This is a genomic window from Collimonas arenae (assembly GCF_000786695.1).
GTDB lineage: Bacteria > Pseudomonadota > Gammaproteobacteria > Burkholderiales > Burkholderiaceae_D > Collimonas > Collimonas arenae_A.
The window spans coordinates 4,279,309-4,295,958 of the sequence record NZ_CP009962.1 but is presented as its reverse complement, the minus strand read 5'-3'; the positions used below and the strand labels follow the sequence as shown (position 1 = coordinate 4,295,958).

At 57.8% G+C, this 16,650-nt stretch carries 22 protein-coding genes; 8 read left to right on the top strand and 14 right to left on the bottom strand.

The genetic code is table 11. The annotated features are described in order from the left end of the window. Positions 1-3 precede the first annotated feature (3 nt). The 6 genes from LT85_RS18755 to LT85_RS18730 all read right to left on the bottom strand — a co-directional run bounded on the left by LT85_RS18755 (position 4) and on the right by LT85_RS18730 (position 4,972). Positions 4-546: a DUF2975 domain-containing protein gene (locus LT85_RS18755; protein ID WP_038491905.1), complete on the bottom strand. Its 543-nt coding sequence runs from the start codon at positions 544-546 to the stop codon at positions 4-6. A 29-nt stretch (positions 547-575) separates the two neighbouring features. Beyond that, complete coding sequence (locus tag LT85_RS18750) at positions 576-800, bottom strand: hypothetical protein (protein WP_038491902.1); 225 nt, start codon at positions 798-800, stop codon at positions 576-578. A 122-nt stretch (positions 801-922) separates the two neighbouring features. Then, entirely contained in the window at positions 923-1,804 is an 882-nt protein-coding gene (locus LT85_RS18745; protein ID WP_038491899.1) for a DMT family transporter, read from the bottom strand. A gap of 169 nt (positions 1,805-1,973) precedes the next feature. Next, the gene (locus tag LT85_RS18740) at positions 1,974-2,306 is read right to left on the bottom strand and encodes an AtuA-related protein (protein WP_038491896.1); all 333 of its coding nucleotides are present in this window, start codon (positions 2,304-2,306) and stop codon (positions 1,974-1,976) included. A 1-nt stretch (position 2,307) separates the two neighbouring features. Then, complete coding sequence (locus LT85_RS18735; protein ID WP_038491894.1) at positions 2,308-3,642, bottom strand: acyclic terpene utilization AtuA family protein; 1,335 nt, start codon at positions 3,640-3,642, stop codon at positions 2,308-2,310. 31 nt (positions 3,643-3,673) lie between these two features. Continuing rightward, positions 3,674-4,972, bottom strand: a complete 1,299-nt coding sequence (locus LT85_RS18730) for a CitMHS family transporter (RefSeq protein ID WP_038491891.1) — start codon at positions 4,970-4,972, stop codon at positions 3,674-3,676. Between the two features lie 162 nt (positions 4,973-5,134). On the opposite strand from LT85_RS18730, the gene LT85_RS18725 reads away from it, so the two are divergent. Continuing rightward, positions 5,135-6,058: a LysR family transcriptional regulator gene (locus tag LT85_RS18725; RefSeq protein ID WP_038491888.1), complete on the top strand. Its 924-nt coding sequence runs from the start codon at positions 5,135-5,137 to the stop codon at positions 6,056-6,058. Between the two features lie 2 nt (positions 6,059-6,060). Here LT85_RS18725 and lepB read toward each other — a convergent pair whose 3' ends face one another. After that, complete coding sequence (lepB, locus tag LT85_RS18720; protein ID WP_038491885.1) at positions 6,061-6,726, bottom strand: signal peptidase I; 666 nt, start codon at positions 6,724-6,726, stop codon at positions 6,061-6,063. Positions 6,727-6,875: 149 nt separating this feature from the next. Next, positions 6,876-7,484 carry a cysteine hydrolase family protein gene (locus LT85_RS18715; RefSeq protein WP_038491882.1) on the bottom strand — a complete coding sequence of 203 codons (609 nt, stop codon included), beginning with the start codon at positions 7,482-7,484 and terminating at the stop codon, positions 6,876-6,878. Positions 7,485-7,659: 175 nt separating this feature from the next. Between LT85_RS18715 and LT85_RS18710 the strand changes: the two genes are divergently transcribed. The 5 genes from LT85_RS18710 to LT85_RS18690 all read left to right on the top strand — a co-directional run bounded on the left by LT85_RS18710 (position 7,660) and on the right by LT85_RS18690 (position 11,135). Further along, positions 7,660-8,655 (top strand): GlxA family transcriptional regulator, encoded by a 996-nt coding sequence (locus tag LT85_RS18710; protein ID WP_052135307.1) that lies wholly within the window; start codon positions 7,660-7,662, stop codon positions 8,653-8,655. A gap of 86 nt (positions 8,656-8,741) precedes the next feature. Next, the gene (locus LT85_RS18705; protein WP_038491879.1) at positions 8,742-9,260 is read left to right on the top strand and encodes a hypothetical protein; all 519 of its coding nucleotides are present in this window, start codon (positions 8,742-8,744) and stop codon (positions 9,258-9,260) included. A 93-nt stretch (positions 9,261-9,353) separates the two neighbouring features. Further along, positions 9,354-10,292, top strand: coding sequence for a DNA/RNA non-specific endonuclease (locus LT85_RS18700; RefSeq protein ID WP_038491876.1), 939 nt, complete (start codon positions 9,354-9,356; stop codon positions 10,290-10,292). Then, positions 10,285-10,530 (top strand): hypothetical protein, encoded by a 246-nt coding sequence (locus LT85_RS18695; protein WP_038491873.1) that lies wholly within the window; start codon positions 10,285-10,287, stop codon positions 10,528-10,530. The genes LT85_RS18700 and LT85_RS18695 overlap by 8 nt, the downstream gene beginning before the upstream one ends. A gap of 17 nt (positions 10,531-10,547) precedes the next feature. Next, positions 10,548-11,135 carry a hypothetical protein gene (locus LT85_RS18690; RefSeq protein ID WP_038491870.1) on the top strand — a complete coding sequence of 196 codons (588 nt, stop codon included), beginning with the start codon at positions 10,548-10,550 and terminating at the stop codon, positions 11,133-11,135. A 16-nt stretch (positions 11,136-11,151) separates the two neighbouring features. On the opposite strand, the gene kynA is transcribed toward LT85_RS18690, so the two are convergent. From kynA to kynB, 3 genes are read right to left on the bottom strand one after another with little or no spacing between them, the layout of a single operon-like run. Continuing rightward, positions 11,152-11,994, bottom strand: a complete 843-nt coding sequence (gene kynA, locus LT85_RS18685) for a tryptophan 2,3-dioxygenase (RefSeq protein ID WP_038491867.1) — start codon at positions 11,992-11,994, stop codon at positions 11,152-11,154. 18 nt (positions 11,995-12,012) lie between these two features. Continuing rightward, positions 12,013-13,275 carry a kynureninase gene (gene kynU, locus LT85_RS18680; RefSeq protein WP_038491864.1) on the bottom strand — a complete coding sequence of 421 codons (1,263 nt, stop codon included), beginning with the start codon at positions 13,273-13,275 and terminating at the stop codon, positions 12,013-12,015. Between the two features lie 10 nt (positions 13,276-13,285). After that, the gene (gene kynB, locus LT85_RS18675; RefSeq protein ID WP_052135306.1) at positions 13,286-13,918 is read right to left on the bottom strand and encodes an arylformamidase; all 633 of its coding nucleotides are present in this window, start codon (positions 13,916-13,918) and stop codon (positions 13,286-13,288) included. A gap of 135 nt (positions 13,919-14,053) precedes the next feature. Here kynB and LT85_RS18670 point away from each other — a divergent pair, with 135 nt between their 5' ends. Together LT85_RS18670 and LT85_RS18665 are read left to right on the top strand one after the other, a co-directional pair. Next, the gene (locus LT85_RS18670) at positions 14,054-14,530 is read left to right on the top strand and encodes an Lrp/AsnC family transcriptional regulator (RefSeq protein ID WP_038491858.1); all 477 of its coding nucleotides are present in this window, start codon (positions 14,054-14,056) and stop codon (positions 14,528-14,530) included. A 63-nt stretch (positions 14,531-14,593) separates the two neighbouring features. After that, the gene (locus LT85_RS18665) at positions 14,594-14,821 is read left to right on the top strand and encodes a hypothetical protein (RefSeq protein WP_038491855.1); all 228 of its coding nucleotides are present in this window, start codon (positions 14,594-14,596) and stop codon (positions 14,819-14,821) included. A 263-nt stretch (positions 14,822-15,084) separates the two neighbouring features. On the opposite strand, the gene LT85_RS18660 is transcribed toward LT85_RS18665, so the two are convergent. Genes LT85_RS18660 through LT85_RS18650 form a run of 3 tightly spaced genes read right to left on the bottom strand, consistent with a single transcriptional unit; the run spans position 15,085 to position 16,582 of the window. Then, positions 15,085-15,501 carry a VOC family protein gene (locus LT85_RS18660; protein ID WP_038491853.1) on the bottom strand — a complete coding sequence of 139 codons (417 nt, stop codon included), beginning with the start codon at positions 15,499-15,501 and terminating at the stop codon, positions 15,085-15,087. A gap of 52 nt (positions 15,502-15,553) precedes the next feature. After that, on the bottom strand, positions 15,554-16,081 hold the full coding sequence (locus tag LT85_RS18655; RefSeq protein WP_038491850.1) for an SRPBCC family protein: 528 nt from the start codon (positions 16,079-16,081) through the stop codon (positions 15,554-15,556). 51 nt (positions 16,082-16,132) lie between these two features. Then, positions 16,133-16,582 carry a YciI family protein gene (locus LT85_RS18650; RefSeq protein ID WP_038491847.1) on the bottom strand — a complete coding sequence of 150 codons (450 nt, stop codon included), beginning with the start codon at positions 16,580-16,582 and terminating at the stop codon, positions 16,133-16,135. Positions 16,583-16,650 lie beyond the last annotated feature (68 nt).

Genomic DNA, 16,650 nt, shown 5'->3' with positions numbered 1-16,650 from the left:
TCCTCAAACGAACTGCCGGTTTTCGGCGTCGACTTCGCTGGCGCGTTGCAGGATGCGGGCAATCACGGTGATGGAGGCGGCGATGAACAGGGATACCACTTCGTTGGTGCCGATGCCGACGTTGATTATGCGGTGGCCAACCCCACGCATCATCGTCAGCCATACGCTCGATAGCGGCTGGCAGACAACGCCCAGTACCACCCACCAGGCAATGCTGCGACCGACCCGGCCAAGAAGGATGGCGGCCTCCGGTGAAAAATATTCTCCTGCGGCATAGCGCTTGAACAGCGCGCGCAATTGATACAAACCGTATCCCAGCGCCAGGAACGGGATGACGCTGAGTACGATCGCGCCCAGCAATTGCCACAAAGGCAGGCTGTCCGGCTTGATGTCGAGCGAGGTCGCAGCATTGGTAATATCGCAGAACATGGCAAACACGTCAGGAAATATCCAGCTGCCGATATTGAAAGCCAGCATGGCAACCAGCAGCAGCATGGTAACGCTCGCCATGCGTTGACTGGTCTGCGCAATACGGTCTTGTTTCATGTTCGGTCCTGTCTTTCGGAATGCGTTCTTTAAGTTGGATAATTCAGGTGAATGGAAGCGTAAAACCTGCTGGGATTGCATAGACTCGCCAGCGCCCGCCCGGTCTTGCCCGTATTGAACCCGATTTTTAATGTGCCATGGATGCCAAGCTGCGGCATCAGGTGCAGGCCCAGGTACAGTATGAGCATGGCAATCGCAATGCCCGCGCTGAGCATGGCCAGGCAACGGCGGAGAAGTGTGATAAAACCTTGCATCACGATACTTCCTGATTAAATGGATGATCGTATTTTAATCTAAAATTATCGTAAAACAATAATAAATGATGATTTTTCGATTATTTATTATCGAATGATACCAAATTGCTCAGGTCGGCAGCTCACACGGGATTCTGCTTTCCGGGCCACATGCCCTTGAGCTTGTCGCTGGCGAGAGCGGTTCCCAGCAAGACAACGACGCCGCCGGCCAGCATGGTCGGCGTGACCTTTTCACCGAGAAACAGCGCACCCCAGGCCAGTCCGAAAACCGGTATCAGGAATGTCACCGATGCGGCATAGGCTGCACTCACCCGTTCGATCAGCCGGAAATACAGGATATAGGCGAAGCCGGTACAGATCACGCCGAGCGCTGCCACGTAGATCCAGGTCGAGGCGGCGATAGCGTGCCGGGGCCAGAATGGCAGGGCTGCCGGCAGCAGCGCGATCGTGGCGAAGAACTGGCTACCGAAGGCGACCACCAGCGGCTTTATCCCTGCCAGATGGCGTTTTGAATAGTTCACCGCGAAGCCGTAGCAGACGGTCGCCAGCAACGCAGCGGCGATCGCTAGCGGCGCGCCGGGAATGCCCGCGCCCAAGGTGTCCCATACCAGCAGCACCACGCCGGCCAGGCCCAGCAGCAGGCCGGAGATCTGCTGGCGGCTCATGCCGGCCTGGAACCAGGCTGCGGCGATGAAGGCCGCCCAGATCGGCGTGGTCGCGTTCAGGATGGCGTCGAGGCCGGCGTTGACATACAGGGAGGAGTAGGCAAACAGCCCGAATGGCAACGCGGAGTTGCTGATGCCGACCACGAATAGCGGCCATGCCTTGCTGCGCAATTGAGAGCGGGAGGCAGCGCTGCGCAGCGTTGGCGCCAGCACGATGGCCGCGATGCCGACGCGTAATGTGATCAGCGCGATGGGGCCGAACTCCGGCGCGGCGATGCGCAGGAACAAGAAGGATGCGCCCCAGATTGCGGCGAGGAGAAACAATTCAATCAGGTTCATGGCGGACACCGGTCAGGTTGGTCGCGGCAAGCACCGCGCATCTGAACGATACGGCTTACCTCACCGGAGGAAACTCTGGTTCTTGCGGTCGAATTCCGGAGGAGGAGAGTCTGGATTGCGCATGGCTAACCCAACCTGGGTTCAAAGCGTTATTGCGTCAGACGCTTGACTAAACGATAGAGAATGTTTTGCATAGGTCGTCGGGAATCTCCAGATTCATTATCGCTGAACTCAGACATTTTCCGTGGGCGTCGAGCGCCAGCGAACGCGTCACGCCGCCACCCAGGGCACGCTGCATGACGAAGTTCAGTGCGCCAAGCTTGGGCAACGTATAGCGCACGACGTCGCCGTCGACAATCTCTGAAAAATGCAGCTTCACGCGTTCCGGCGTGAGATAGCGTTCCAGCAAAGCATAATCTTTTTCATGATAAACAATCACCGAAATATTCGAGATGTCGCCTTTATCGCCGGCGCGGGAGTGGGCAAGGGCGCGTAGTTTCATGTCAGTCTTCTCCAAAATGGATTACGGTCTGCACCAGTTGCCTTGGCAGCAAGGCGGACTGTACTGCGATTACCTCGCGCGCCGCTTTGGTGACGCCGCCGCCGGCTGCCGGCCCGCAGGTATACAGTGTTTCGACCTCATTGCCGATGCGAATCGCGTCACCCATGCTGTCGCTGCGTGCGGTCACCCGTATCCGGACCTCATAAGGTTCCGCGCTTTGTGTTGACAAGGCCGCGCCGTGGATGGCATCCAGCCCAAGCAAGTCGTAGCGGATTTCATCGAAGCTGACGCCGGTGAGCCTCAGCCTCTCAGCAACGATATCCAGCGCCAGCTGGCCGCGCGCCAGCGCTCCCGGCCCGGCATAGGAAATCTGCCCTTCGCCAATGTAGCTGTCGACATAGCCGATCGAAACCTTGAGCGTATCTGTCCTGGGGCGCCCGGTCGCACCCTGCACCAGCACGCGGTCCGGTCCGATTTCGGTAACGATGGCGCCTGAAAAATCCGCCACCACGTCGGGTGTGAAATACGCACTGGGATCATGGATTTCATACAGCAGTTGTTCCTTGCAGGTGGCGGCCGTCACCTGGCCTCCGGATCCGGCCACTTTGGTGATGACCACCGAGCCGTCTTCAGCCACCTCGCCAATGGGGAAGCCCAGCCGGGCCAACCCTTGCACATCCTTGTAGCCAGGATCGGAGAAATAGCCGCCGCTGATCTGGCCCGCGCATTCCAGCAGGTGGCCGACCAGCGTTCCTTGCCCCAGCCGTTGCCAGTCATCCATGGCCCAACCGAACTCATGGATCAGCGGCGCCAGGAACAAGGCTGGATCGGCGACACGGCCGGTGACGACTACGTCGGCGCCTTGCGCCAGCGCTTCCACCAGCGGCGCCGCGCCGATATAGGCGTTGGCTGACAGCAGCCGGTGTCCTAGCGCACTGACCGGAGTACCCTGGTCGCTGATGTAATTGCCTGCTTTCAACGTCTCCAGTACATCGTCGCCGGTTATCGCAGCAACCTTGAGGTCGAGCTGCATGGCGCGCGCAATTTCCCGGATCTTGGCGGCGGCGGCGAGCGGATTGGCTGCGCCCATATTGGTGATGATCCGGATCTTTTTTTCACTGCAGATGCGCAACACGGCGCGCATCCGTTCCTCCAGCAAAGGGTCGTAGCCCAGCGCCGGATGCTTTATCCGGGTTTGCTGGGCGATGGCGATAGTGCGCTCGGCCAGGCATTCGAACACCAGGTAGTCGATCTCGCCTTGCTCAGCCAGTTCGACGGCGGGTTCGATGCGGTCGCCGGAATAACCGGCGCCGGCGCCGATACGGATATGTTTCACATGATTCTCCTGAGAAGAAAGATTCCTGTTCTCACAAGGGGAACACGCCGATCACGACACAGGCGACGGTCATGAGGACGGATGCGGCGAACAGGTATTTAAAGGTGTACTTCTGGTGATCGGCGAGATCAATCCCCGCCAGGCCGGCCACCAGGAATGTGGCCGGCGTGAGTGGGCTGACCGGAAAGCCGGTAGTCATCTGTCCAAGCAAGGCCGCTTGCGCTACATGTAGCGGCTGCACGCCCAGCATATGACCGACTTCGGCGATCACCGGCAGCACGCCGAAGTAGAAGGAGTCGGGATCGAACAACATCGACAACGGCATGGACAGCAGCCCCAGCATCACCGGGATATGCGAAGCCATCGACGGCGGCACAAAGCCGACCGCCATCTTGGCCATAGCTGTCAGCATGCCGGATTTGCTCATGATGCCGGTGAACACGCCCGCGGCGAACAAGATGCTGGCCATCAGCAAGGCAGCCTTGGCGTGGGCGTCGATGCGCGCCCGTTGCATATCGACGTTGCGGTAATTGATCATCAGCGCCAGCACTACGCCGATCATGAACATGACCACGGGATCGATTTTTCCGCTGATCATGACGCCAAGTACAAACACGGTCAGGATGATGTTGATCCAGAAATTCTGCGGGCGGCGGATTTTTGTTTCGTCTTCCGATAGCTCACGCATATGCACGAAGCTGCCGGCCGCGCCCTTGGTCAGTCCCAACCGGCGTTCTTCTTTCAGGCCGAGCCACCAGGCAATCGAAAAAACGAACGCCAGGCCGACAATCTGGACCGGGATCAAAGGCATGAAAATTTCGCTGACCGGAATGTGCAGAGCGGCCGAGGCGCGGATCATAGGCCCGGTCCATGGCAGAAAATTGACTCCGGCGGCGAGCGACGCGACACAGGTCAGGATCCGCTTGTCTATCCCCAGCCGCTGATATAACGGCAGCATGGCTGGAATCGTCACCAGGAAAGTCACCGCGCCCGAGCCGTCGAGGTGGATCAGCAACGCCAGTAGCGCAGTGCCCGGCACGATGCGGCTGGGACGGCTGCCGACTACGCGCAGGATGCCGGAGATGATCGGATCCAGCATGCCGGCGTCTGTAACGATGCCGAAAAACAGGATCGCGAATACGAACATGCCAGCCACCGGTGCAATCTTGGTGATGCCGGAAACGATGAACGTGGAAGTTTCGAGGCCGAAGCCGCCGATCAGGGATGCGAGGATGGGAATCGCTATCAGGGCCACCAGCGGCGACATTTTTTTTGTCAGAATCGCCGCCAGCAGTGTGAAGATGGTGATGAAGCCGAGCAGTGCCAGCATATTGTCTGTCTCCTATCCTGTGGATATTTTTATAGGTATTTTTTTGTGATTGCCTTTATGGCTAATGGCATTCTGGCCGCCGGAATTTGTGCTGTAAAATGGTTTTTTCCGATAGATTGATCGGTAAAACAGATTAATGGGCGAGCCAAAGGCAAATTAGCCATGAAGCTGAATATCTCCACCCGCGCGTTGCACGCCTTCCTGGCGCTGCAGGAGTGCAAGCATTTCACCCATGCCGCCGAGCGCTGCTTCATGTCGCAATCGGCCTTCAGCGTCATGATCCAGAAGCTGGAAGAGACAGTCGGCGCCAGGCTGTTCGAACGCGATACCCGCAATGTCACCCTGACGGCAGAAGGCGAGTTGTTCTCCGAGGTGGCGCGCGCGCTGGTCAGCGATATAGAATCGGCGTTTGCCGACATGACCGATTACGTCGCCCGGCGCAAGGGCAGGGTGGCGATCGCCGCTTTGCCTTCGCTGGCGGCGCATGGCTTGCCGGCGGTGATTGCCGAATACAAGCAGGTTTATCCTGGCATCACCGTGCAACTGTTCGATGCCTTGTCGGACCAGTGCCTGGCTTTGCTGCGCCAGGGTAAGGTGGATATCGCGTTGACCGCGCCCGGCTCCGGCCTGATCGAATTCGACACCAAGACCCTGTGCAGCGATCCCTTTTACCTGGTATGCCGAGAGGACCATCCGCTGGCCGGAAAACGCCGCATCCGCGTAGCCGATCTCAGCGGTTGCGAACTGATCCACCTGGCCCGTTCCACCAGCGTGCGCCAGCATGTGGAGCTGCTATTGCGCGGCGTACAGGTAATGAGTTCTGGCCTGGAAGTGGAGCATCTGGCGACGGTTGCCGGTTTGATCGAAGCCGGACTGGGAGTCAGCATCGTACCGGAGCTGACCTTGTTTCAGTTCCGCAAAATGAACCTGGTCAGTATTCCGGTTGACGCGCCCGATGTGGTGAGGCCGATACTGATCGTAAAAAATAAAGAACGCTCTCTGTCGATTGCAGCACAAGGCATGTCGGAGCTGATTGAAAAGCGGCTGCACACGATAGGCAGCCGCATGAAGAAAGAAGTTGCCTGAGCTTATTGCAACGCCATCCCGAAACGTTCGGCGCGCGGCATCCAGTTACCCTTGATATCGGCTGACACCAGGATGCGCTCGGCCCGTCCGATCAGCAATTCGCGCGGCACGAAGCCGAAGTGGCGGTAGTCGCCGCTATTGTCGCGGTTGTCACCCAGCATCAGATAATGATCTTGCGGCACAGTGACCGGGCCAAAATTGCGGTTGGCGTTGACCTCGGGCAGCACCTGGATCCTGTGTTGCTCGGCGCCCGTCTTCTCGCTCAGGCGCAAGGCGACGATGGAACCGTGGCCCATCGGTTCAGGCGCTGTTCCCAGTACGGCATAGCTGGCTGCATGGCCGTTGATGATCATTTTTTCATCACGCATTTCCACGGTGTCGCCGGGCAGCGCGATGACGCGCTTGATCAGCCGGGTTTCATCCAGCGGCGAAAAGAAGGTGACGATATCGCCACGCTTCGGTTCGCCCAGATGGCCCAGGACGATATTGGTCAGCGGGACTTTCAGATTGAAGGCCAGGCGGTTCACGAATACCACGTCGCCTTCCAGCAGGTTGGGGCGCATGGAGCCCGATGGAATCGGATTCCAGTCAGCCACGGCGGTCCGGAAAATCCCGAAAAGCAAAAGAAACATGAGAAATCCCTTGTTGGCCCGGATCCAGGTTTTCATTTCGTGCCGCCTTTCAGTGATGGCTGATGTATCTCTTGGAGAGCCCGTTTGCAGCGCCGGATCTCTTCCGCCGTAAAGTCGTGTCAAGGAGCGCGTTCGCTCCTTGATCCGGACAGTATGCCACCAAATCCCCGAAGCTTTCTTGCTTGTCAGGCCAGAGGCAATTCCAGAATCTGCGCCGTGGTCGCGATGTCGCCGAAGGTGTCGGCAATAGAAGCTAGCGCCGCCCGGTGCAGCATGGCATGCGGCAACACGCCGCCGGCAATGTCGATATCCCGTGTCGCGCAAGCGTCGTCCGCTACGATGACTTCATAGCCGAGAGGAACGGCGTCGCGTGCGGCGCCGGCAACGCACGCGTGGGTCATCAGGCCGCTGATGATCAAGGTCTTGATGCCGGCGGCTTTCAGGCGGCTGTCGATGTCGCTGGTCGGGAACACGCTGACAGACGTTTTTTTCAGCACGTTGTGGTGGCTTGCCGGTTGCAGTTCGGCATGAAACTGGACGCTGGCGTGGTCCTCGGCAAACACCGGCGCGCCAGCGGGACTGACGTGCTGGACATGGAAAACCGGCATGTTTGCCTGATCCGCAAAGGCGACCAGGCGTCTGGCGTTTTGCAGGGCGCGCATGCCGTCCGGGATCGGCATCTTGCCGCTGAAGTATTCGTTTTGAAAGTCGATGACCAGCAAAGCGGTGCTGCCAGCGTTGATCCTGGTCGGTGCGACGGCGCCTGCCATGGTGCGGATTGTTGGATGATTCATCTTTATGCTCCTGATTGATGTGTTAGTCCGATGAACGCTCATCGCTCATCGCTGCTTTGGCTGTTGCCTGCCGCCGTTGGAACTGTGGCGGCAGGCAGCGCGACAGGAAGAAGTATCGGCGGCCGGCCGTCATGGCGAAAGTGGCCTGATAGACATAATGTGATAGGATCGGGCCATGTCAAATCCAGCCCGTATTTCGCCAATTCCTGCCGTTGAGCCTGTACACACCGTCGCGGTGGTCGCTTTCGAAGGCATCAGTCCGTTCCACCTGTCCGTGCCGTGCATGGTGTTCGGAGACGACCTGGCCCGGCTTGGCGCGCCGCGCTACCGCCTGCTGATTTGCGGGATAGAGACTGGCCTGGTTGCCACCATGTCTGGCTTTGATATTAATGTGCAGCATGATTTGTCGGCGCTGGAGCAGGCAGATACCGTGATCGTGCCGGCCTGGGGCGATCCCGACGAACAGCCGCCGGAGATATTGCTGCAAGCCTTGCGCCGCGCACATGCCCGCGGCGCTCGCATTGTCGGTCTTTGCCTGGGCGCTTTCGTACTGGCCGAAGCCGGCTTGCTGGATGGCCGCGTCGCTTCCACCCATTGGGTCTGGGCCGAGGATTTTGTCCGCAAATATCCCAAGGTAAAGTTGGATCAGAAAGTCTTGTATGTCGACGATGGCGATATCCTGACCTCGGCCGGCACCGCCGCCGCGATCGATTGCTGCCTGCATTTATTGCGCCGCGACCATGGCGCCGATGTCGCCAATCGCATTGCCCGCCGCATGGTGGTGGCGCCGCACCGGGACGGCGGCCAGGCGCAATATATCGAACAGCCGCTGCCGCAATCCGGCGGCAGCGACCAGCTTACCGTCACCCTCGACTGGGCGATTGAAAATCTGGCGCAGCCGCTCTGCCTGGATGTACTGGCGGCCCGGGCTGCCATGAGCAGGCGCAATTTCACCCGCCGTTTCAAGATGAAAACTGGCGCCACTGTTTCCCAATGGCTGCTCAACCATCGTTTGGCGTTAGCCCAGCGGTTGCTGGAAACCTCCGACAAGGCAATTGACCGTATCGCCGAGATCGCCGGTTTCGGTTCAACGGTTTCGCTGCGCCAGCATTTTGCTGCTGCCTTCTCGATTTCTCCAGCGGCTTACCGCAAGCAATACCGGCGTGAGTGAGCAGTGGCCGGATGTACTATACAATTCGCATTCCCGTATTTCCTTCAGCCGCTTTCAGGCCTTGAGCTTTCCGATATCACTCCGCAATGACAGATTACTCCGCAGCATCCCCCGAAGAATTCGATGACGCCGCCGACGGCGCCGACCAGAAAATCCAGGAACCGCGCCTGTGGTGCGACGACGGCTGGACCGCGCGCATCATCAAGAACGATGACGACGACGGCTGGGCAGTGGCGATGATCAAGGATGGCGAGCGTGAGCCGGCGCTGATCGGTCCCTGGACCATGGGCCGCGACAAGAAAAATCCCAAGCCGCTGGACCCGACGGCATTCATCACGCTGGTCAAGACCGCCACCGAATTCGTACGCCGCCATGAGCAGCAACTGTATGCGATGTTGCACAAGACGATCACCGTCAATGACGGCGCAGCGACCATCAGTGTCACGCTCGATATTATTCCAGACGACGATTTCCCCTATGCCGTACTGACGGCCCATGATGAAGACCGTGAGCAGTTGGCGCAGGTCAAGGTCGCGGCTACATTCAAGCTGAGCCAGAGTAGCGCCAGCGCCTGGGTGGCTAACGGGTATCGCAAGCCGCATTGAATTTTCGCGTGACGCCAGGAAAAAAATAGGGATAATCCTTGGAGTGGTTTAAGTAAAACCTTATACTGTGTATTTATACAGTTTTGGTGAGCAATGCCGCACAAGTTTCGTCGTTTCCTCGTTCTTGCTTTCTTTCTAAGTTCTTCCGCTTTTGCTACAGACTGTCCCTCGCACTATGCTGGCGGCCAGGCGCCTAGAATTCTCAATGACAAGCTGGCGCGCCAGACACAGGAGTTGTGCTACCAGGCTTTTGCGGTCATGCATTCTGGTATCACGCGCACGCCCTTGTGGTCGGCCGAGCACCTGACGCGCGATAACGTCGACGCTGCGCGCACGTTGTCGCGCGAGAATCCCTTCCATCCCGAACCGGGTTTGTTGATCAACGGCCGCGCTGAACTGAAAGACTACGCGCGTTCCGGGTTTGACCGCGGCCATATGAGCCCCAATGGCGATATGGCGAACCGGACTTCGCAGTATGAAAGCTTCAGCCTGGCCAACATGATTCCGCAGAATTCGCAAAACAACCGCCATATCTGGGCGGAGATTGAGAGCGCGGTGCGACGGCTGGCGGTAAAAGAGGGTGAGCTGTATGTGATTACCGGGCCGGCGTTTCTCGGCCAGGATCTGCAAAAGGTTGGCAATGTGTTGGTGCCGACTTATATCTATAAAGTCGTTTATAGTCCGAAGAGACAGCAGGCAGCGGCTTATTTCATCAAGAACGAAGACACTTCTCATTATCAGTCCTTGTCGTTGACGCAACTGGAAAGTACTTTGCGGATCGATTTGTTGCCGGGGGTATCCAGGCGCGTCAAGGATGTGGCGATGGCTTTGCCTGCAGCGGGTTCGCGCAGCGAACGCGGCGCCTCTGAAAGAACTGCATCGGTAAGGCGGTCGCCTGAAGCCAGGGAAGAGCCGGCTGCGCAGATCAAGAAAATAGAGAAAGACTTGCTGTCGAAATTAACGGAAGATGTCTTGAAGATGCTGGTCAATTTCATCACAAACCTGATTAACAAAGGATGGTCGCATGTCTAAATTTACGCCCTTCGCCGATGAAAGCGCTGCGCTCGTTATCGGCAACCTGAATATTGAAAATCGCCTGGACCGGGTCAGCCTGTTCGGTGATCTTGACTTGACGCTGGATAAGCCAGGATTGGAGAAAGCCAAAGCCTTGCAGGTACTGATCAACAGCGTGGTGGAAGAGCTGGAGTCGAAAACCTTGCCGGACAAAGTGGCGACCGCGCCAGTGGTCAAGGTCAGCAATCCGTTTTAACACAAAGAGGCGACAAGATGGATGAAACGAGCGCTGGCGGCGATCCGGGATTGAGCGAGGTCGGCATGCTCGGTAATGGCGCACCGCAGAGCCAGGTGTTGGAACAGGTTGCCATGCGCAAGCATGGCGTTAAAGGATGGGAGCCTTTTCATTACGAAAAGGTTTCCGAGACTGACTATGAGGTGAGCGGCGGCATCCCGGCGCTGATCGGCGGCGTCAAGAAGTGGCCGGGGCCGCACAGTTCCGTGGTGGTATCGATGGCTGAGCTGGAACAATCAATTGCACCCGTTGAAGCGGTGCACGTGCCGATTCGTACTGCGGCGCTGTTAGCGCCGGCGCCCTCAGCTTCGCCGGGTGCCGTGCCTGTGCAGAGTGCCGATGCCGGCGCTTCGTCAAATTATCTGACGGTCGTTTTGCAATTACCCTCCGATGAGGCAGGCCGCAAACGCCTGTGCAATGCGCTGAGCCTGGATGCGCATTTTTTCGGTGCAGTGGTAACGGCGACATCGCTGGCCGATGAGATCGCCGTCAATCAGTTGCTGGAACTGCGCTGCGATCCGGCCGACGTGAAAGACGCGCGCGAGCGCGCGGCCCGGCGCGGCTGAATTTCGCTAAATTGCTCTAGAGAGAAGTGCGAAGTGAAAACAACTCGGGGAACAGTACGACATCTAGCATCATCTTGAGGTAACCGGCGCCTTCGGTGCCGCCGGTGCCTTTCTTGAAGCCGATGATGCGTTCCACCGTAGTCAGGTGGCGGAAGCGCCAGTAGCGGAACGAGGTTTCCAGATCGACCAGTTTTTCTGCGAGCTCGTAGAGTTCCCAATGCTTGTCTGGCGATTGGTAAACCGTGAGCCAGGCGGTTTCCACAGAAGCATCGGCGGCGGTCGCTTGGCTCCAGTCGGTGCTCAGGCGAGCCGGATTGACGGTTATGCCGGCGCGCGCCATGAGCATCACGGCTTCATCATAGATCGATGGCTGTTGCAGCGCATCTTGCAAACGCGCATAGGATTCCGGCGAATGCTGATGGACTTGCAACAAGGCGGCGTTCTTGTTCCCCAGCAGGAATTCGATTTCACGATACTGGTACGACTGGAAGCCCGATGAATAGCCGAGATAGGGACGGATTGCCGTATATTCCGGCGGCGTCATGGTCGCCAGCACATCCCATGCGTGCACCAGTTGATCCATGATGCGCGCCACCCGCGCCATCATCTTGAACGCCGGCGATAAATCATTGTTGCGCAGTTGCTGGCGTACCGCGTGCAACTCATGCAGCATCAGTTTCATCCACAGTTCGCTGGTCTGGTGCTGGATGATGAACAGCATTTCATTGTGGTTGGGCGAGAGCGGCTTCTGCGCCGACAATACCTGGTCCAGCGCCAGGTAATCGCCATAGCTCATATTGTCTTTGAATTCCATTTCGGCGCCATGCCAGGAATCTGCGGGTTTGTAAGGGCATTCCATTTTTTCTCTCCCAATTGATCAGGTAACGGCTTCTTGCCGGGCATTGGCTTCGTATTCCTTGCCGACCAGGATCTGGCGCAGGGTGTCGACGGCGTCCCATACGTCGGCGAAGCTGGTGTAGAGCGGCGTAAAGCCGAAGCGCATCACTTGCGGTTCGCGGTAGTCGCCAATCACGCCGCGCGCAATCAGCGCGCGCATGATGCCGTAGCCGTGCGGATGAGCAAAGCTGACGTGGCTGCCGCGTTCGGCGTGCGCGCGCGGCGTGACCAGCGTCAGGTCGAGGCCGGCGCAGCGGCTTTCCACCAGGTTGATGAACAGATCGGTCAGCGCCAGCGATTTGCTGCGCAGGGCTTGCATATCTGTTTGGGCGAACACGTCCAGGCCACATTCCACCATCGCCAGAGAAACGATAGGCTGGGTGCCGCACAGCGCGCGCCGGATGCCATCAACCGGTGCGAATTCCGCTTGCATCGTGAACGGTGCGCGATGTCCCCACCAGCCGGAGAGCGGTTGCCGGAACCGCGCATGATGGCGCGGCGCGATCCATGCAAAGGCCGGCGCACCGGGGCCACCGTTGATGTACTTGTAAGTGCAGCCGACGGCGAAATCGGCATTCGTTGCATGCAGGTCGATCGGTACTGCGCCGGCCGAATGGGCCAGGTCCCACAGCACCAGCGCCCCTTGCTCCTGGGCGGCAGCGGTGACTACGCGCATGTCGTGCAGGTGACCGCTGCGGTAGTTGACGTGGGTCAGCATGAGCACTGCGGTTTCTGCATTCACTGCGCTGGCGAGTTCTTGCGGCGAATCGATCAGGTGGATGCGATAGCCGCGGTCCAGCCATTCGGTGAGGCCTTGCGCCATGTAGATGTCGGTCGGGAAATTGTCGCGTTCGGTGACGATGACTTTGCGCGTCGCCGCATCTGGCCTGGCGGCTTGCAACTGTAATGCGCCTGCCAGCAGCTTGAACAGGTTGATCGAGGTAGAGTCGGTGATCACCACTTCGTTGTCCCTGGCGCCGATCAGCGGCGCCAGCAGGTTGCCCAGACGGGCGGGCAGGTCGAACCAGCCGGCTTTGTTCCAGCTGCGGATCAGGTCGACGCCCCATTCTTGCTGGATGACTTGCTGTGCGCGTTGTAAGGAAGCGCGCGGGCGAGCGCCGAGGGAATTACCGTCGAGATAAATCACATCCGGCGGTAAATCGAATTGTGCGCGCAGCGGCGCCAAGGGATCGCTGGCGTCCAATGCCTGGCAATTGGCGCGGCTGTTGATGTTGCTGGTCATAGATGTACTCCTAAAGTTGGCGTAAGACTGCACGCACCGGACTGGCATCCATGCCAGCCAGTCGCAGGGGCAGCGCGATCAGTTCATAGTCGCCGGCGGCAATCGCATCCAGCACGATACCTTCGAGGATCGCCATGCCGTGCTGTTTGACGGCGTGATGCGCGAGCATGTTTTTGGATTCTTGCGGGTCGAGCGAAGGCGTATCGATGCCGATCAGGCGCACGCCGTGTTGCGCCAATAGTGCGATGGTTTCAGGGGCGATTGCTGCAAACGCCGGGTCCCAGTTTTCCTGCGGTGCCTTGGCGTAGGTGCGTAACAACACGCGCGGCGGCAGGTCGGCAAGTGCATGCCGGACATCCTGCGGCGTAACCGGTGAAGCGCCGATGCAATGGATGACGCGGCAAGGGCCGATATAGGCATCCAGCCCAACCTTGTCGATCGCGGCCCCTTGTGGATCGTAATGGCTGGGCGCGTCGCAATGTGCGCCGGTGTGGGTCGACAGCGTGATGCGGCTGACGTGCACCGGACAACCGTCGGCGATTTCCCAAGTGGTTTGTGCGCTAAACGGAGTATCGCCGGGCCAGACCGGGATGCTCGCGGAGAGGACCGGGCTGATATCCCAGAGGGGTTTGGCGGTATTGATAGCTATCTCCCATGTTTGATTCGTGGAAATATTTTAGGCGAGCTGCCTGGAATTTTTATACGAAATTACTATACAATTTCAGGTTAATTTAGAATATATATAGAAATAATTGAAAAATATTGAAAGATAATTTCAATGCAACTGGATGCCATCGATTTAAACATTCTGACGCTGTTGCAGCAGAATGGCCGTATCAGTAACCAGGATCTGGCGGAGCAGGTGTTCCTGTCGCCTTCGTCTTGCCTGCGGCGGGTGCGGATTCTGGAAGAAGAAGGCATCATCAGCCGCTATAGCGCCTTGCTGAGCCCGGAAAAGCTCGGCCTGGAACTCGATGTATTCGTGCAGGTGACCATGCGGCGTGATATCGAGAGCTGGCACGAGAATTTCATGCAGGCGCTGCAAAATTATCCTGAGGTGGTCGGTTCCTACATCATCACCGGCGACGCCAATTATTTGTTGCGGGTGAAGGCACGCAACCTGAAACACTATTCCGCCTTCGTGCTGGAAAAACTTTACAAGATACCGGGTGTACAAGATATCCGCTCGAATATCGTACTACAGGCGATCAAGGAAACCTACGAGCTGCCGCGTGAACTATTGCGCGATGCCTGACAATCCCTCAATGTATCTTGTGAGTGCAGGTTTCCCCCATTTATAGACAGAGTGTATTGAATCATGGCAAAGACGATCGAAGAAGTTTTACAGAGACAGAAAGAAGGCGCGCAATTCGTGCTGTCGGCGCCCTTGCTGGGGCTCGACGTGGAGGATTTCGACACGGTGGCAAAGATATGGGTGACGGATGGCGGCCCGGGCTTCACGGTAGTCGGGGTGCCGCACCGGAAATGTATCGACGGCGAATTTTTCATCGACCGGGTGACGGCCACAAAGTTGCCGGTTCTGTAATTTCCTTCCAGGACTTACGCAAAGTCGTCCTGGCAAGGGTGTAGCAGGGAATTCGGACAGCATGTGTCCGCCTGCGCAACGATACCCGCATGCAGGTGGGTATGCGCCCTGCAAGGGCATCGACGAAGACAGTACGAAGTACGGTTAGAAGATGCAACGCAGTCAGGGCGGTTTTTCGTAAGTCCTGCCTTCTTGAAATGACGCGCCGCCATCCTAAAAGGGCGTGCGGCGCGCATATTTTTCAACGACGCTGCAATTGGCGATCAAGCTTCCTTTTCGCAGTTGATCATCCATGGCGTACCGAACTGATCGGTTACCATGGCGAAGCCGACTGCCCAAAAGGTTTTTGCCAGCGCCATTTTGACTTCGCCGTTTTCTTTCAATGCGTTGTACAAACGCTCTGCTTCCGCCAGCTTGTCGACGGTCAGGGACAGGGTAATGCCCTGGGCTTTTTCAAAAAATCCCGGCGGACAGTCAGAGCCCATCAATACGAGACCAGGCGCTTCCAGCCGCACGTGAGCGAGATGATCTTTGGAAGCAGGTGGACATTGTTCGCCGCCGCTGTCCGGAGTTTCGCCATAGGTGATCTTGAAGGCGATTTTTCCGCCCAAAACTTTCTCGTAGAATTTGAACGCGGCGTCGCAGTTGCCGTTGAAATTGAGGTAAGGATTCAATTGCATGACTTGCTCCTGTAAGGAATGATTGCGAATGGGAAGGAATGTCAGTCGTCGCTTATTTTTCTGCAGCGCTTTTCAAGCTGGCAAGTCCGGTTTCAAAATCCTTGCCGATCATGGTATCCATATTGAAAAACAGCCCCATTACCTTTGCGACATAAGGTGACGGTCCATACATGGCCCAGGTGACGTTGCTGCTGTCGCCCTGGGTATCTATCGTAAATTCTGCCGTGTTGTGGCCTTCCAGCGGCTTGCTGAAATCCAGTTTGATAACGACCTTGGATGGCGTCACGGCATCGCTGATTTCCATGCGTCCGGCACCGGCCTTGCCCGAGCTGTCCCAGGCATACACCGCACCCTTGCCGCTAGCGGCGCCGCTGAACGTTTTCTGCATGCCCGGATCCAGCTTTTCATATGGCGACCAGCTGGCCCAGCTGTGAAAATTCTCGATGAGGGCGAAGATTTTTTCCGGCGGCGCCTTGATCGAGACGGAGCGTTGCACGCGGAAATTGTCAGGCCGGGTCGCTGCCAGTCCGAGGATGGCGGCAAGTGCTACAACGATGATGATGGCGATGGTTTTGAGCATGGATTATCTCGCGGCTATGGTGATAGTCATTGTGGATGAAAAGGCAGATGTTTAGGACTTGGCATCTGGTTGTGCGGCGGAATTCTGCAGGTGCTCGCGCATGCGTTCTTCCGCTTCTCTCAGCTCCGGCGTGAGGGCGTCCCCGAAATCCTCCGCTTCGAATACCTGGCGCAGTTCCAGTTCGACATTGCCGTTGGCGTCTTCGGCCGGCCAGCGTTTGACCCATTCCAATGCTTCTGCCTTCGATTTCACCTGGATCATGGTGAAGCCCGCGATCAATTCCTTGGTCTCGGCAAACGGACCGTCGATAACGGTCGGTTTGCCTCCCGAGAATTTGATGCGCGCGCCCTTGCTGCTCGGATGCAGGCCGTCGCCGTCCTTCATGACGCCGGCTTGCACCATTTCTTCGTTAAATTTCATCATTGCCGCGATCAGCGATTCGCTGGGCATGACGCCTGCTTCGGTTTCCTGGTCGGCCTTGCGTATGATCATGAAGCGCATTTTGAACTCTCCGTTAAGTGTCGGTTTGTGAGCCGGAAGCATGGGTCGTTGTGACCGCTGAAATTCCG